This window comes from Microvirga roseola (assembly GCF_020866965.1).
GTDB lineage: Bacteria > Pseudomonadota > Alphaproteobacteria > Rhizobiales > Beijerinckiaceae > Microvirga > Microvirga roseola.
This window is the reverse complement of record NZ_JAJATX010000054.1, coordinates 1-13387: the sequence shown is the minus strand read 5'-3', so window position 1 is coordinate 13387 and position 13387 is coordinate 1. Positions and strand designations below refer to the sequence as shown.

At 63.0% G+C, this 13387-nt stretch carries 8 protein-coding genes and 4 pseudogenes; 6 read left to right on the top strand and 6 right to left on the bottom strand.

Translation table 11 applies throughout. The features are described 5' to 3' along the window. Positions 1–105: 105 nt before the first annotated feature. The 3 genes and pseudogenes from LG661_RS20265 (at position 106) to LG661_RS20255 (ending at position 3287) form a co-directional block, all read left to right on the top strand. Positions 106–1314, top strand: a complete 1209-nt coding sequence (locus tag LG661_RS20265; RefSeq protein ID WP_230533778.1) for a diaminopropionate ammonia-lyase — start codon at positions 106–108, stop codon at positions 1312–1314. Between the two features lie 92 nt (positions 1315–1406). Next, positions 1407–2116, top strand: a pseudogene (locus tag LG661_RS20260) (hydantoinase/carbamoylase family amidase); the annotation flags it as partial. A 10-nt stretch (positions 2117–2126) separates the two neighbouring features. Beyond that, positions 2127–3287, top strand: coding sequence for a M20 aminoacylase family protein (locus LG661_RS20255; protein ID WP_230533777.1), 1161 nt, complete (start codon positions 2127–2129; stop codon positions 3285–3287). Positions 3288–3473: 186 nt separating this feature from the next. On the opposite strand, the gene LG661_RS20250 is transcribed toward LG661_RS20255, so the two are convergent. After that, on the bottom strand, positions 3474–4028 hold the full coding sequence (locus LG661_RS20250) for a DNA-3-methyladenine glycosylase (protein WP_230533776.1): 555 nt from the start codon (positions 4026–4028) through the stop codon (positions 3474–3476). Between the two features lie 470 nt (positions 4029–4498). On the opposite strand from LG661_RS20250, the gene LG661_RS20245 reads away from it, so the two are divergent. Together LG661_RS20245 and LG661_RS20240 are read left to right on the top strand one after the other, a co-directional pair. Further along, positions 4499–5233: a type 1 glutamine amidotransferase domain-containing protein gene (locus LG661_RS20245; protein WP_230533775.1), complete on the top strand. Its 735-nt coding sequence runs from the start codon at positions 4499–4501 to the stop codon at positions 5231–5233. Between the two features lie 28 nt (positions 5234–5261). Then, positions 5262–5906, top strand: a pseudogene (locus LG661_RS20240) (NAD-dependent dehydratase). A 41-nt stretch (positions 5907–5947) separates the two neighbouring features. On the opposite strand, the gene LG661_RS20235 reads toward LG661_RS20240, so the two are convergent. The 5 genes and pseudogenes from LG661_RS20235 to LG661_RS20215 all read right to left on the bottom strand — a co-directional run bounded on the left by LG661_RS20235 (position 5948) and on the right by LG661_RS20215 (position 11325). Continuing rightward, positions 5948–6544 carry a DUF938 domain-containing protein gene (locus LG661_RS20235; RefSeq protein ID WP_230533799.1) on the bottom strand — a complete coding sequence of 199 codons (597 nt, stop codon included), beginning with the start codon at positions 6542–6544 and terminating at the stop codon, positions 5948–5950. A gap of 382 nt (positions 6545–6926) precedes the next feature. Then, positions 6927–7625: pseudogene (locus tag LG661_RS20230) on the bottom strand (glutaredoxin family protein); the annotation flags it as partial. A 143-nt stretch (positions 7626–7768) separates the two neighbouring features. After that, positions 7769–8752 (bottom strand): 4-hydroxythreonine-4-phosphate dehydrogenase PdxA, encoded by a 984-nt coding sequence (gene pdxA, locus LG661_RS20225; protein WP_230533773.1) that lies wholly within the window; start codon positions 8750–8752, stop codon positions 7769–7771. Between the two features lie 43 nt (positions 8753–8795). Next, the gene (locus LG661_RS20220) at positions 8796–10064 is read right to left on the bottom strand and encodes a four-carbon acid sugar kinase family protein (protein ID WP_230533771.1); all 1269 of its coding nucleotides are present in this window, start codon (positions 10062–10064) and stop codon (positions 8796–8798) included. A gap of 100 nt (positions 10065–10164) precedes the next feature. Then, positions 10165–11325 carry an RHE_PE00001 family protein gene (locus LG661_RS20215; protein ID WP_230533769.1) on the bottom strand — a complete coding sequence of 387 codons (1161 nt, stop codon included), beginning with the start codon at positions 11323–11325 and terminating at the stop codon, positions 10165–10167. Between the two features lie 814 nt (positions 11326–12139). Between LG661_RS20215 and LG661_RS25500 the strand changes: the two are divergent. Then, positions 12140–13017, top strand: a pseudogene (locus LG661_RS25500) (recombinase family protein); the annotation flags it as partial. Positions 13018–13387 lie beyond the last annotated feature (370 nt).

The window sequence follows — 13387 nt, the reverse complement described above, 5'->3', positions numbered from 1 at the left end:
GAGACCGCCCACACGAAAGATTCTTGCGTCCGACTAGCTCAAATAGAGCGCCTTTCTCGTGGAAGGCGCAATATCCTCCCCCCATCTCAGAAATGAAGGCTGGCGATGTTCCTGCTCAATCAGCACCCTGATTACCGCAAGCCTCCTGATCCGGTTGACGCCGAGACGTTGGGGACTACGGCGGCAGAAAAGGTTGAACGATACCTCACCTATCGGGACAACAATGCCCCGACGCCCCTGCATATTCTCCGGGCCTTGGCCGCCAAACTCGGCGTGGGTGCCATCCATATCAAGGATGAAGGCTTTCGGCTGGGCCTCGGCAGCTTCAAAGCTTTGGGTGGCTCCTATGCGGTCACCCAGCTTGTGCTGGAGGAAGCGAAACGCCAACTCGGCCGGCCGGTCGATGTCGCCGAACTGCACACCCCCGAGGTTCACGCCGCCGCGGCTGCGATGACAGTTGCTTGTGCCACCGATGGCAATCACGGGCGTTCGGTGGCCCAAGGGGCGCAACTCGTCGGCGCCAGGGCTGCCATCTTCGTGCACTCCGGTGTCAGCGACGAGCGTGTGGCGGCGATTGCCCGCTTCGGCGCTCAGATGATTCGTGTCGAGGGCACCTATGACGACTCGGTCGCCGAGGCCGCACGGGTCGCGGCCCAAAAGGGCTGGATCGTCGTGTCCGACACCTCGTGGCCCAGCTACGAGCGCATTCCCGGGCTGGTCATGCAGGGCTACACCGCCATGGTGCGCGAAGCCCTGCGCCAGCTTCCCGAGCCTCCCACCCATGTGTTCGTGCAGGCGGGGGTCGGCGGCGTTGCGGCTGCTGTGGCAGGGCATCTCGCTCTCGCCCTTGGAGACCAGCGGCCGACCTTCGTTGTGGTCGATCCCGCCCGCGCCGCCTGCCTCTTCGAGACCGCACGGGCGGGGCATCCGGTTAAGATTGACCACAGCGAGCCGACGATTATGGCGATGCTGGAATGTTACGAGCCCTCGCTGGTTGCCTGGCGGGTGCTGTCCCGCGTTGCTGATGCCTTTATGACCGTCGACGAGGAGGACGCAGTTGCGGTAATGAACCGCCTAGCCCGTCCCGTCGGGGACGATCCGGCCATTGTGGCGGGCGAGAGCGGCGGTGTAGGCCTTGCCGGTCTCATTCGCGCTGCGGCAGATCCTGAGATCCGAGCAGCCCTTGATCTCAACGAGGTGTCCCGCGTGTTCGTCATCAACACCGAAGGCGCGACCGATCCGGAGCGCTACGCCAAACTGGTCGGGATGCGGCCTGATGCCGTTGCCGTCACCAGTGGAGGAGCAGACGCATGACAACACTTTCCATCGACGCTGAGCGCCTGCTCGGCCGCATCCGGGAACTTGGGCAGATCGGCCGAGCCGGCGACGGCAGGCTGGTTCGGCTCGCCGGCTCTGAGGAGCCAGGCTTCCTCAAGCCGCACGCTCATGTCGAGTTGCACATCAAGCAGGGATCCGTCCTCGAACGCGAGGGCGTGCACATCAGCGCAGTCGAGAACCTCCAAGGGATCTCCTGGCAGCGTGTAGCCATCGACGGAGAGGCCAATCACGCCGGCACAACGCCGATGTCAATGCGCCGGGATGCGGGCCATTCCGCAGCCCGCATGGTGATCTTCCTGCGCGACCGGGCGCGGGACGCGAGCACGCCTACCGTTGCCACGGTGGGCTGGTTGAGCTTCGAGCCGAACGCGATCAACGTCATCCCCTCTCGCGCGACCTTCACAGTCGATCCGCGCGATCCTGACGAACAGCGCCTTAAGGCGGAGGAAGCTGGCCTTACCACTTACCTGGAGAAACTGGCGGCTGCCGAGGAGGTCACCTCGAGCGGCTGGCGCGGTTCGAGCCAGTGACCGTCGACCGGGGGATTGTGGAACTGGTGGAGGCCGCCGCCCGGAGGCGCGGGTTAGCCTTGAAGCCCATGACCTCAGGCGGGGGCCACGATACCCAGATGATTGCATGCATCGCGCCCTCAACCTTGATCTTCGTGCCGAGCCTCGGAGGCATCAGCTACAATCCGCGCGAGCACACGCCAGATGCCGACGTCGTGGCTGGCGCCAACATCCTGCTCGACGTCGTCGCCCGCCTCGCAGCTCAATAAGTGGAGACCCATGACCATCGATCTGACTACCCTCGAACGGGAAATGACAGCTTGGCGGCGTGATTTGCATGCTCATCCGGAGTTCGGCTTCGAGGAGAAGCGCACTAGCGCTTTCGTGGCCGCCAAGCTGCGGGAGTTCGGCCTCGATGAGGTAGTCGAGGGCGTGGGCGGCACGGGTGTCGTCGGCACCCTCAAACGTGGCAGCGGCAATCGGGCAATCGCGCTCCGGGCCGATATGGATGCCCTACGCATCACCGAACAGGGCACGCAGGACTACAGTTCGCAGAACCCTGGGACGATGCATGCCTGCGGCCATGACGGCCACACCGCCATGCTGCTCGGAGCCGCCAAGCTCCTCGCCGAGGAAGGTGGCTTCGATGGCACCGTGCGCTTCGTCTTCCAGCCTGCCGAGGAGTGGGGCAAAGGCGCGCTCGCCATGCTGTTAGACGGGCTGATGGAGCGTTTCCCGTTCGAGGAAATTTACGGCCTGCACAACATGCCGGGCCTGCCGGTCGGGCACTTCCAGACCCGCGTCGGGCCTATCATGTCGGCGGAGGACAACTTCGAGGTCGTCCTGAAAGGCGTCGGAGGCCATGCTGCTCGCCCCCACTGGGGCAACGAGGTACTGGTTGCCGCCTGTGCGACGGTGATGAACCTCCAGACCATCGTGTCCCGTCGCCTCAGCCCAACCGAAGTTGGCGTTGTCTCGGTGACTGAACTGACCACCGACGGAACCCGCAATGCACTCCCGGGGTTAGCGCGCATTCTCGGCGATGCCCGCAGCTTCCGCCCCGAGGTCAGTGCCGAGATCGAAAAGCAGATGCGCATTATCGCCGAGGGTACGGCCCTGACCTACAACGTCGCCACTGAAGTGACCTACACGCGCGAGTTCGTGCCCACCTTGAACGATGCTGCCTTGGTGGACGAAGCCCTTGCGGCCGCCCGAACCGTTTTCGGCCACGACCACGTCTCGACTGCCCGCGAGCCGGTGACGGGCTCAGAGGATTTCGCCCGCTTCCTGGAGCATGTGCCCGGCTGCTTCGCCTTCGTCGGTAACGGTAACGACTCCGCGCCCCTGCATAATCCAGCTTACGACTTCAACGATGACGGACTGCTCCACGGGGCTCGCTTCCACGCCGCCGTCACTCGACAGCGGTTACCATTCATTTGACTGTCACGGATCCGGCAGATCTACCCAGGACCCTCTGATTGAAGCCGCTCGGAGCCTCAAACCCTTATTTTGCTCTGATGCGGTTCCCGATTTTTGCTGATTATCGTGCAATAACCCGCAATAAGGAGTGCCAGTTTGGGAACCGCAGACTGGGCCTGCAAACCAGATCAGTGCACCAACTTGGCGTTACAGCTTCCGGCTCAGGAACGGGGATCCGGCACGACCGAAGCGCCAGGGCAGCTCGGTGGCGCGACTGATCCCGATGCGCGGCCCGGCCGCAATCTCCGCCTCGCCTGTGGGCTCGAAGATCTGGAAGGGCATCTCATTCAACGGCAATTTGTCATGGACAGCGGTCACACCGAGGGCTTGGCACAGGCGCCCTGGGCCCGAACAAAGAAGGTGCGCATCATCAAGGCCTCGGCGCATCCTCATAATCCCGAGGCCGTCGGTTGGCTCGACGGCCCGTATCAGAACGGCGCTTCCCGGCAGGCAGACAAAGTCCAGGCACCAGTGGATCCCGTATGACCGGTACACGTAGGCCCTCCCGGCAGGACCGAACATAGCCGCATTCCGCGGTGTGGGGCCGCGAAAGCTGTGTGAAGCCGGATCGTCACCGGTGTAGGCCTCGGTCTCAACGATTACGCCGCCAATGCCACCGACGAGCAGAGTGGCCCCAACAAGATCACGCGCGACCGTGACGGCATTCCGGGCAAAGAACGAGGGGAATAGAGGTTCGACCAATCCAAAGCCTTTTCAGGTGGGGAAGATCAGACAGGATCCGGCCGCCCGTCGTGCGTCTCCGGGCGTGCTGCAACGGGCATGTTATTCGTTCCAGAGCGGTTCTGCCCAGAACGGAAAAGCCCAGGCTCCGGGGCGAACGGGCGGGATGCCTTCGCATCTCCTGCCGCGCCTGCTACGGGCCTGGGCCGATCGGGGACCAGACGGGCGCTCGCATCGCCAGGCGAGTGCAGGAACAGACCGGGCCGGAGTACATCCGTCCTGGCGCGGTCTCATCGACGCTGGCGGTGACACCTGCCGCTATCGAGGTCCACAACAATGTCCGCTGGGGTAAGCCTGATATGGGGATTAAATTACAATCCGCAAGGGTCCCAGAGGCAGGGCGTATCACACAATGGCCTTTTCTCCGGCTGGTCAGAACCTCCCCCACGGCTTCGAGTTGACGGCACAACGCCCTCACCCGGAGAAGACACATGCCCGCTCACAAAGTGCTTGTCATCGCCACCTCTCATGACCAGATGGGATCCACCGGACACCACACCGGTGTCTGGCTCGAGGAGCTGGCCACCCCCTACTACGCACTGCTCGTCGGAGGCGCGGAAGTCACGCTCGTGTCAATCAAAGGCGGCGCCATTCCGTGGGACCCGCGCAGCATGCCGGCCGAAGCTGGCGAAGGTCTGGGAGAGAAGCCCGAGGAGCAGCAGGAAGTCCCGGCCTCGGTGCGCCGCTTCCTGTCGGATGAGGAGATCATGGAGACGGCCCGCAACTCCCCTGCTCTCTCCAGTGTCGACCACGGCTCCTTCGATGCCGTGTTCCTGCCGGGCGGCCACGGACCGATGTGGGATGCGGCCAATGATGAGACCCTGGCACGGGTGATCGGCTCCATGTTCGATCAGGGCAAGATCGTAGCCGCCGTATGCCACGGACCAGCAGGGCTCGTGCAGGCTAAGCGCCAGGATGGGCGACCTATCGTCGAGGGCCGCCAGGTGAGCGCCTTCACCAACACCGAGGAGGAAGCGGTCGGGCTGACATCGGTTGTCCCCTTCCTGCTGGAGGACCGGCTCAAGGAGTTGGGCGGGCGCTTTGAGCGAGGGCCCGACTGGCAGCCCTTTGCTGTGCACGACGGAAACCTGATCACGGGGCAAAACCCACAATCCTCCGAGCTCGTCGCCCGTCATGTCCTGACGGCCCTTGGAATGACTCCATAGGTGGAGGCGCATAGAGAGGTGGGCCGCCGTGACGGACCTTCTGCTAGTCGGGGCCACAGGCCTGGTGGGCCGGGCGGTGCTGGAGCAGGCCTCGGCAGATGAACGCGTGATGCGGGTCGTTGCCCCGACGCGCCGGCAACTGTCCGCTCACCCGAAGCTGGAAAACCCGCTGGTCGATTTCGAGAACCTGCCAACGTGTGCCTCGTGGTGGTCCGTTGCCGGTGTCATCTGCACCCTGGGCACCACAGTCCGCAAGGCAGGATCACAGGCGGCCTTCCGCCGGGTCGACTACGACTAGCCGCTGGCTGTGGCGCAGCTCGCACGGCAGCACGGTGCACGCTCGTTCGCGCTAGACTCCGCTACAGGTGCCGATCCCCGCTCGCCCTTCTTCTACAACCGTGTCAAAGGCGAGGTCGAAGAGGCGCTTCGCGGGGTCGGGTTTCAGTCCCTGACCATCGTGCGCCCGGCGCTGATCGGAGGCGAGCGGGAGGAGTTCCGGCCTGTGGAGTTCGTGGCCATGCGGATCCTGCGGCTGGCCGAGCCGCTCCTGCCCCGCCGCTACCGGATCGTGCCCTATGAGCAGATCGCCAGGACTCTGCTGGAGGCAGCAATCACTGCCTCCCCGGGGAGGCACATCATCGGGTCCGGCGCGTTTATCAAAGCGACTGCATAGAGCAGGGCTGCAGCAGATCGCGGCCCTAGGCCGCTGAGCCGCTAGCGTCGGAAGATCACGCTCAGGTTATTGGCGGGCATGGGAATGCGCCCAACAAGTTGCAGCCCCTCATCTGCGGCGAGCTTGCTCACCGCCTCAAGATCGCGCACGCCCCACTCAGGATTGCGCCTTTTGAGGTCCTGGTCGAAGGCCTCATTGCTGGGCGCTGTGTGGGCCCCGTTTTCCTTGTAGGCCCCATAGAGGTAGAACGCGCCTCCGGGTGGGAGCACTCGCCTGGCTCCGGCCATCAGGCCCTGCGTCGCCGCCCAAGGGCTGATGTGAACCATGTTGATCGCCACAACGGCATCAGCCTGCTTTACAGGCCATTCTGAAGCAGAGGCATCTAGAACAACAGGCGTGAGAAGGTTGGGCAACCCTGCGGCGGCCCGATGAGCCTTGATGCTTATCAGAGCCTGCTCGTCATAGTCGGTGGGCTGCCACTCGAGGTGCGGCAGCGCGGCGGCAAAGTAGACCGCGTGTTCGCCTGTACCGCTTGCGATCTCTAGAACTGCTCCGCTCCGGGGCAGAACCTGACGCAGGATGGTCAGGATCGGGTCGCGGTTACGTGCCACGGAAGGCGAGACCAGGGCCTCGTTCATGTCTGAAACCTTTGTCACTGGGAGCTCCTGTTTCCCGCCGAGCGGGCCGCCGTCCTGCCCATCTCAGCAGGATGTGGCGCTACCCTAACGTTTGCACGAGTGGATCTGCGCTAGAAATGCGGTTGCTGGTGTGTTGATTGCATCAGGGGCCTGGACCTTGCGTCCGCGCTACATAGGGTGGGCCAGACCAACCGGCAGATCGAAGGCCGCGAGCCTCATCCACACCACCATTGTGATCATCATCAGATCNCAGGGGCCTGGACCTTGCGTCCGCGCTACATAGGGTGGGCCAGACCAACCGGCAGATCGAAGGCCGCGAGCCTCATCCACACCACCATTGTGATCATCATCAGATCCTCAGTGCCCGTTTGAAAATAGGCGCCTACCCCAACATGCAGGGAGAGCGGCCGATCCGGTGCGCTAAATGTTGTGCCATCGGGGAATTCTCAAACGGGCTCTCAGTCAGCGACGCGAACCCAAGCGCGGCGTTGCTCGACTCACTGACGCAGGCGCACTTTAGCTCGCGCTTGTCGATGTAGACCGCCTTGAACATCGACACGGCACCCAAAGTTCCGATGAACAGGGAAATCGGCACAGACAGCCAAGTCAGGGCACCGGCGATCATCAACACGCCAGCCATGCCCTCGGCGAAGGGGTAGATGTAGGAGTAGGCACCCATCGCCGCGCCAGCAGGTCGTAGTTGAGGAACATGTTGGCGAAGCTCTCGACGTTCTGGAGCTTGAGGAGCGCTAGCACGGCCATGTTGAAGGCGAGGAAACCACGCGACCGCACTCACGGTGAAGGGGTCACCGTAAGTAGCATAGCTGACGGCAAGCGCCATCAGCGCCGTCATGCTGAACAGTGCAATGACAGGCTTGTAGGTGGTGGTCTTCGGGTCGGCGACGGTCTTGCCGAGGTAGCGGCGCAGGTCGTCGTAGCCGCCGATCCGTTCCCCGTTGATGAAGGTCTGCGGCGTCGTCTGAGCGCCATGTTCAGCCTTGATGGCATCCGTTGCCTCGCGCGAGGTCAACCACTTGTCCTCGACCGTGAAGCCCTGGCGGCGCAGGAGGTCCCTGGACTTAAAGTGCGGTGCATTAGAAGGCTTCGTTCTTTCAGCAGTATTGGCTGGAGCAGCTCCCTAGAGGTAGTTGAGGTCCGGTGATCGACCAGCCCTGAAGGGGCGGACAGGGCTCGGTCCACTCCTCCGCCGAAGCCGCAATCTTATCAACGCAACTGTGGTGCCAGGAGGACTGCCTGATTAAGGGCCTCAAGCATGCTTCGGTCATCGGCTTGACCGGTTCCGGCAATGTCGAAGGCTGTGCCATGATCCACAGACGTGCGGACGAACGGAAGGCCCACAGTCACATTGACGCCGGCCTCGATTCCCAGAACCTTGACCGGGCCGTGCCCCTGGTCGTGGTACATGGCTACCACAAGATCAAAGTCGCCGCGCTGCGCCCGGAAGAATAGGGTGTCGGCCGGAAGAGGACCCTCGACCCGGATACCGCGCTCCTGCAGCGCCCGCACCGCCGGTTCGATCTTCTGCTCCTCCTCGCCATGACCAAACAACCCGTGCTCACCGGCATGAGGGTTGATCCCGCAAACCCCAATGCGGGGGCTTGCAAGGCCCGAGCGCACTAGCGCCTCGTATCCGCGCAGGATCGTCCGCTTGACCAAGCCCGGCTCGATCCTCGCAATGGCATCGACTAGGCCGATATGGGTGGTCACATGAATGACGCGCAGCTTCGGGGTCATCAGCATCATCGAGACTTCCGGCGTGTGCGTCAGCGCCGCTAGGATCTCAGTGTGGCCCGGGAAGGGATGCCCTCCCGCATGGAGCGCCTCCTTGTTGAGCGGGGCCGTGCAGATGGCGTCGACCTCATTGGCCAAGGCCAGAGCGACCGCCTGCTCGATGTATCGGAATGCCGCATCGCCGGCGATCGGGGACAGCTTGCCCCAGGGCAGGTCATCCGGGATCAGACCGAGATCAATGCAATCGACAGTTCCTGGCTCGAACAAGGCCTCCCCTGGACCCGTCACAGGTTGAATGCTCAAAGAAGAGGTAACAATCTGGCCCGCCTGGCGAAGGCGGTTGGCATCCCCGACGACCAGCGGTTGGCAGCGCTCGTACAGCTCACGGTGAGCCAGCGCCTTCATGATGATCTCGGGGCCGACGCCTGCCGCATCGCCCATCGTGATTGCTATCATCGGCCGCGTCATACCCACTTCCCCCTCAGGCCCAGCGTCTACATTACTCGTTTGTCGCAGCGCTGGATTGATCGCGCCCATCCCGCAGCGCTGCGCGACACCGGACCAGTGTCATGCAATCGCCGAAGGCCCCGGCTTTTGTGATTACCGGGATGGCAAGGGTCCCAATTGACAATCCAGCCGGAACGCCGGGCTCAATATTGCCCTGCATGCGCAGCTTCGAAATTCCGGCCTTGACCAGGATAGCTCGCGCCGTCTCGCCGCCGGTCACGACGAGCCCACCAATTGAAGAGAGACGCGGGGCAATCAACTCGGCGAGAGCCGCTGTTATCTGCGGCCCTTCCCGAAAGTCGAGCGACTCCCCTCTGACTACCACGGCGGCGTCAGAGCCCGATGCCAAGGCCTGGTCCAGCGCATCTACACAGCTTTGCATCCGCTCCGGATCCCCCTCAATCAGGGCGGATGGCGCAAGGAGGATGGACGTCAAACCCTCCTCTCTGGTCAATGCGTCGGACTGTGCTTGTGAGATCTCGGACGCGCTGCCGATGACGGTGAGAATGGGTTTCCCTGTGGCCCTTCGGACCGAGATGGGTGGGGAGACGAGCTCACGCTCCCCTGCTCCGGCAAGCGCCCGCATCAAGCCGGCTGATCCGACCCAGAGCGGCTTATCCGGCAGTGCGAGGGATGCCGCCGCAAGGGTGACCAGATCCTCCTCGGTTTGAGCATCGCACACCACGGCGTCACAACCAGCTTCCCAGAACTTCGCGAGGCGCACCCTGAGAGCCTCGGACCCGAGCGCAACCTGCTCGAGCGCAGCCTGTCCGACCTTGAGCCCTGCATCCGTGAGGATAGCCCTGAGATCGGCAGAGCCCATCAGGCCCGCCCGCTTCCAGAGCTCCGTGCCCTCCAGTGGCATGCCATTGGCGAACACATGTCCGTCGATCGTCACGCGCCCCATCCCGGGGAAGGCTGGCGCGACAATGGCGAGGGGCCGATACCCCAAGGCCAGGGCGGCGGCCTGGCGGATGCGAACTAGCTCCAATGGCCAATGGCCACGCAAGGTAGAGTCCATCTTCTGGTAGAGAATGCGTGTACCTTGGCTGTGAAGCTGTCGCACCGCCTCGGCCGCTGCGGCTCCGGCCTCCGGAGCGGCCAGCGCGCGGGAGTCCACATCGACTGCAACAGTGACGGCATTCCCGAGAGCAGCCTCTGGGTCGAGGATCACCACCGTTTCGATGTCAGTGCTCACGCAAGCAGCAGCGCAATCGGCAGCGCCGGACAAGTCGTCTGCAATGATGAGGGTATCGATCATCGGCGGTCCGGCTATTGAGGGCGCGGTTTGCATGTTTGCTTACTGCCTGGAAATTCACAAGGCGCCATTGCGCAGGAATAACAATCGGACGGCATTCGCCTCACACGATGCCCCAGGCGCGGTAGCGCGACCGGCCGGTGAGCTCGCGCGGGCGGGCTCCACCGAGCTGGGCGAGCATGAGATCGACGGCTTTCGGTGTGACCTTCAGCAGCTTGGCTCCGAGCGGCACCGTCACGAGTGGGCGCGAGAGAAACAGCTCCACCAACTCAGGTAGTTTGGAGTTCGAGCGGCATTGCTTCGTCACTCGCTGCATCAGGTCCCGCGCCAGGCTCAGCCGATCGAGGTCCTTGTGGCTGAGGGCCACTGCCTCCTCCACAACCGTGCAGAAGCCCTCCAGCCTCTCGAGCGCCCCTTCCCTACCCTGGGGGCGAAACTTGGATTGCTTAAACCCTGCTGCGAGAGGCAGTAGGTGGGAGGTTAGCCCTCTTGCCCGCAGGATGGCGGCGGCCATGATCAGCCCGAGCCAGGGCTGACGGGTATAGAGGTTCAGGCTCAACCAGGCATCCCAGGCGATCGCCGCTGCGGCAACCGCCGGCCAGTGGGTGGTGCGCTTGACCACGTCGAGCCAGAGGTCCTCGCTCTCAGCCTCGTCGACCTCGGGATCGTAGACCAGATGAGAGCGGCTCTTCGGCAGCGGAGTCTCGCCGGCGAGCACCTTGTTAGTTCGGTCGAGCAGGGCATCGATCTCGGCGAAATGCGCCGCCCAAGGGTCGGCATCATTGGCGAAGGGCGGATAGGCCTCCTCGTTTTCCGGATCCGATTTGCCCCGCTTCGGAGAGAGCCCCCCCTCCCCTCGCCCGGGGCCAATGCCGCGCAGGGCGGCGAGCCCGTCGATGGAGAGCGGCCAAGGGGCGGGCCGGACCAGCGCCGTGCGGCGGGCACGCAGGGCCGATGCGGCGCGGGTGAGTTCGTGGGTGGGACTGCGCACGTCCATGCCGGCATCGTGCAGGACCAGATCGCCCATATCGACCAGATGGCCGTCGAGGATGAGAGCCCGCACGGCTTCGGTCATGTCGCAGCGCGACTGCCAACCGGCGGAGAGACCCGAGGCCTCCAATCGGGCGTCCAGGCGCATGATGCTGATCGCCACCTGCTCAAGTCGGCCGGCGATTTTCTCCCACGGCAGCTCTGGCAGGTCGATGGTCCGAGGTACCAGTGACTCGGCTTCATCGAACTCCAGACTTCTGCTCCCGAAAGCCATGGCTGTACCCTGCAGCTAAACTGTTGATACTGCACAGCATAGCTTCTTAAAGAGAAGCGAAGCAAGCCCTCACTACAATCTGATGGACTGAAGCCGGTGGGCGCGGAAAGCTGCTTTCCGGTGCCGTCGCGCTCATCGCTGCCTGAGAACCCACTGGGAGCACCCTGGTGAAGGTCCGGCGCTCTGAGCGCTAACGAAAAGTGCTTGTTTTAAGCCATTTTCGCTTGCTGAGGGGAAGCCCCGCCTTCTTCGGCTGGTAAACGAATTCCGTAAAAGACATCTACAGGGGATCGTATGTCGCAAGGAGAGGATTGAACAGCCGGCGCCGAAAGCAGGTTCATAGAAAAGCCAACGGCGGTAGTTCACGACATTTCTATGTGAACTTGAGTGGAAACTAACGTGAGCGCATTCCCAATCTCCCCTATAGCTACAGCGACCGCTCTGGGCTCCGGAGCCACTCGGCCCAGCGGGTGGAGCATCTCGAGACACTCACAGCAACAAGTACTGCCTACGACTTCGGCCCAGTTCTTCACAAGGCTGGCCGTGCAGCAGCAGATTCGCGACGGCCCAGTCCCAGAGCTTGCAAGCCGAAGTCGTGGCGGCGATCGCTCTGCCTCCGGCTCGATGTTGCCTCAAGAACCCCTGCAGGCTCGTCCCCGTGTAAGGGCTATGGCCGCCACTGCGGGCAGATACCAAGGGCGTGAGCGGAATTCTACTCAAGTACACTTTGCTCCGCTTCTTGGTCCTTCCTGTTTTGCAAACTACAACTTCGACGCTCCAGAAACTCTCCGACATATTCAAGTCTAGGCAAGAAATGCCCCCCTCACCTGCCCCAAAGAATCTCCTGATCGGCTGTGCTTGTGCCCCGATCGAGGAGCAGATAACGGGCGTACAAATCTATGACCTCAGAGTAGCTGGCTGTGGGGTTGCTCATCAGGAGCATGGCTCCGGCGCCTCTCGTGCCCGGCCCGTTCGTTCTCGCCTCCCAGAGAGATCCGCCCTTACTGCCGTCCGCATTGATCGCCTCGCGCGATCGGCCTGTCACCTGCTCGAGGAAATCGAAGGGTTAGCGAAAATGGGGGCGCATTTCAGATCGCTCACTGATCCGATCGACACCTCTACACCACAGGGCATGTTCTCGCTGCAAGATCTTGGAGAAGTCACACAGGTAGAGCGCACGTTGATTTCCGAACGTACAAAAGCTGACCTCCGAGCCGCCAAGGCACGCGGTCAGGCGCTCGGCAGTCCGGGCACGAGATAGCGCCAGCCGGAGGCTTTCTGTAAGCTCGCAGCATCTCGCGATATGGGGCACCTCGACGAACTCATCCCTACTGCCGCTCAATGAATGCCAACCGTTCACCGGATGCACCCTGCTCACAGCCGGCACGATGTCGCGAGGGTGCTCGCCGGCAATGGGCAGGAGTGGACCGGGGAGCGATTGCGCCGGGCTACTCCCGGGATGGTGTCGCAACGGATGGCTGGCGCAACCCTGCCCCCCTCCCGGCACGAACGATGATTAGCTCATGACATTGGCTGCTAGCATTGCGCTGAGCGATCCAGATCTCTCGCTCAGAGACATCGCCATTCCACTTGAATGACTACGGGAGCGTACGCCGCGCGGCGGCACACGGCGACCGCGGTCATCCGCAGGAACAGCTCGATAGGGCTCGTCAGTTGGGGTTTATCACATCACCTCGGGAGCAGGAGCTTGCAAACGAGAGGCTGACTGCTGTCAATCCGGTCCAGTCGCCGCCAACTGCCTTAACTCGGGGCAGGCCCCAGCGCTCGCCTGCAGGTCCGCGCCAGCATAGGCACTAGGATCTTCGACGGGGCCGCTCGCTCTTAAGGCAACAACTGTTGAAGTCGTGAGCAGACCGAACTCTGGCCAGCCCAAAGGCAGTGAAGTGAGACGCAGGACGCCCCTCCGAAGGCAATCCTCAGCTCGCAATTTCGATAGGCGAGGGATCCGCACGTCCCATTTGGACCCGAACGTGGAAGTGTCTTTCGCCGTCAGCCGCTCTAGGCTCAGGACCTATTAATTTGGGCTGAGGTGTGATTCAGA

Bases quoted from the DNA above. Each gene is read 5' to 3' on its own strand.
- LG661_RS20245 (WP_230533775.1), top strand. From the start codon at position 4,499: ATGCCCGCTCACAAAGTGCTTGTCATCGCCACCTCTCATGACCAGATG.
- LG661_RS20220 (WP_230533771.1), bottom strand. From the start codon at position 10,064: ATGATCGATACCCTCATCATTGCAGACGACTTGTCCGGCGCTGCCGAT.
- LG661_RS20265 (WP_230533778.1), top strand. From the start codon at position 106: ATGTTCCTGCTCAATCAGCACCCTGATTACCGCAAGCCTCCTGATCCG.
- LG661_RS20215 (WP_230533769.1), bottom strand. From the start codon at position 11,325: ATGGCTTTCGGGAGCAGAAGTCTGGAGTTCGATGAAGCCGAGTCACTG.
- LG661_RS20235 (WP_230533799.1), bottom strand. From the start codon at position 6,544: ATGAACGAGGCCCTGGTCTCGCCTTCCGTGGCACGTAACCGCGACCCG.
- pdxA (WP_230533773.1), bottom strand. From the start codon at position 8,752: ATGATAGCAATCACGATGGGCGATGCGGCAGGCGTCGGCCCCGAGATC.
- LG661_RS20255 (WP_230533777.1), top strand. From the start codon at position 2,127: ATGACCATCGATCTGACTACCCTCGAACGGGAAATGACAGCTTGGCGG.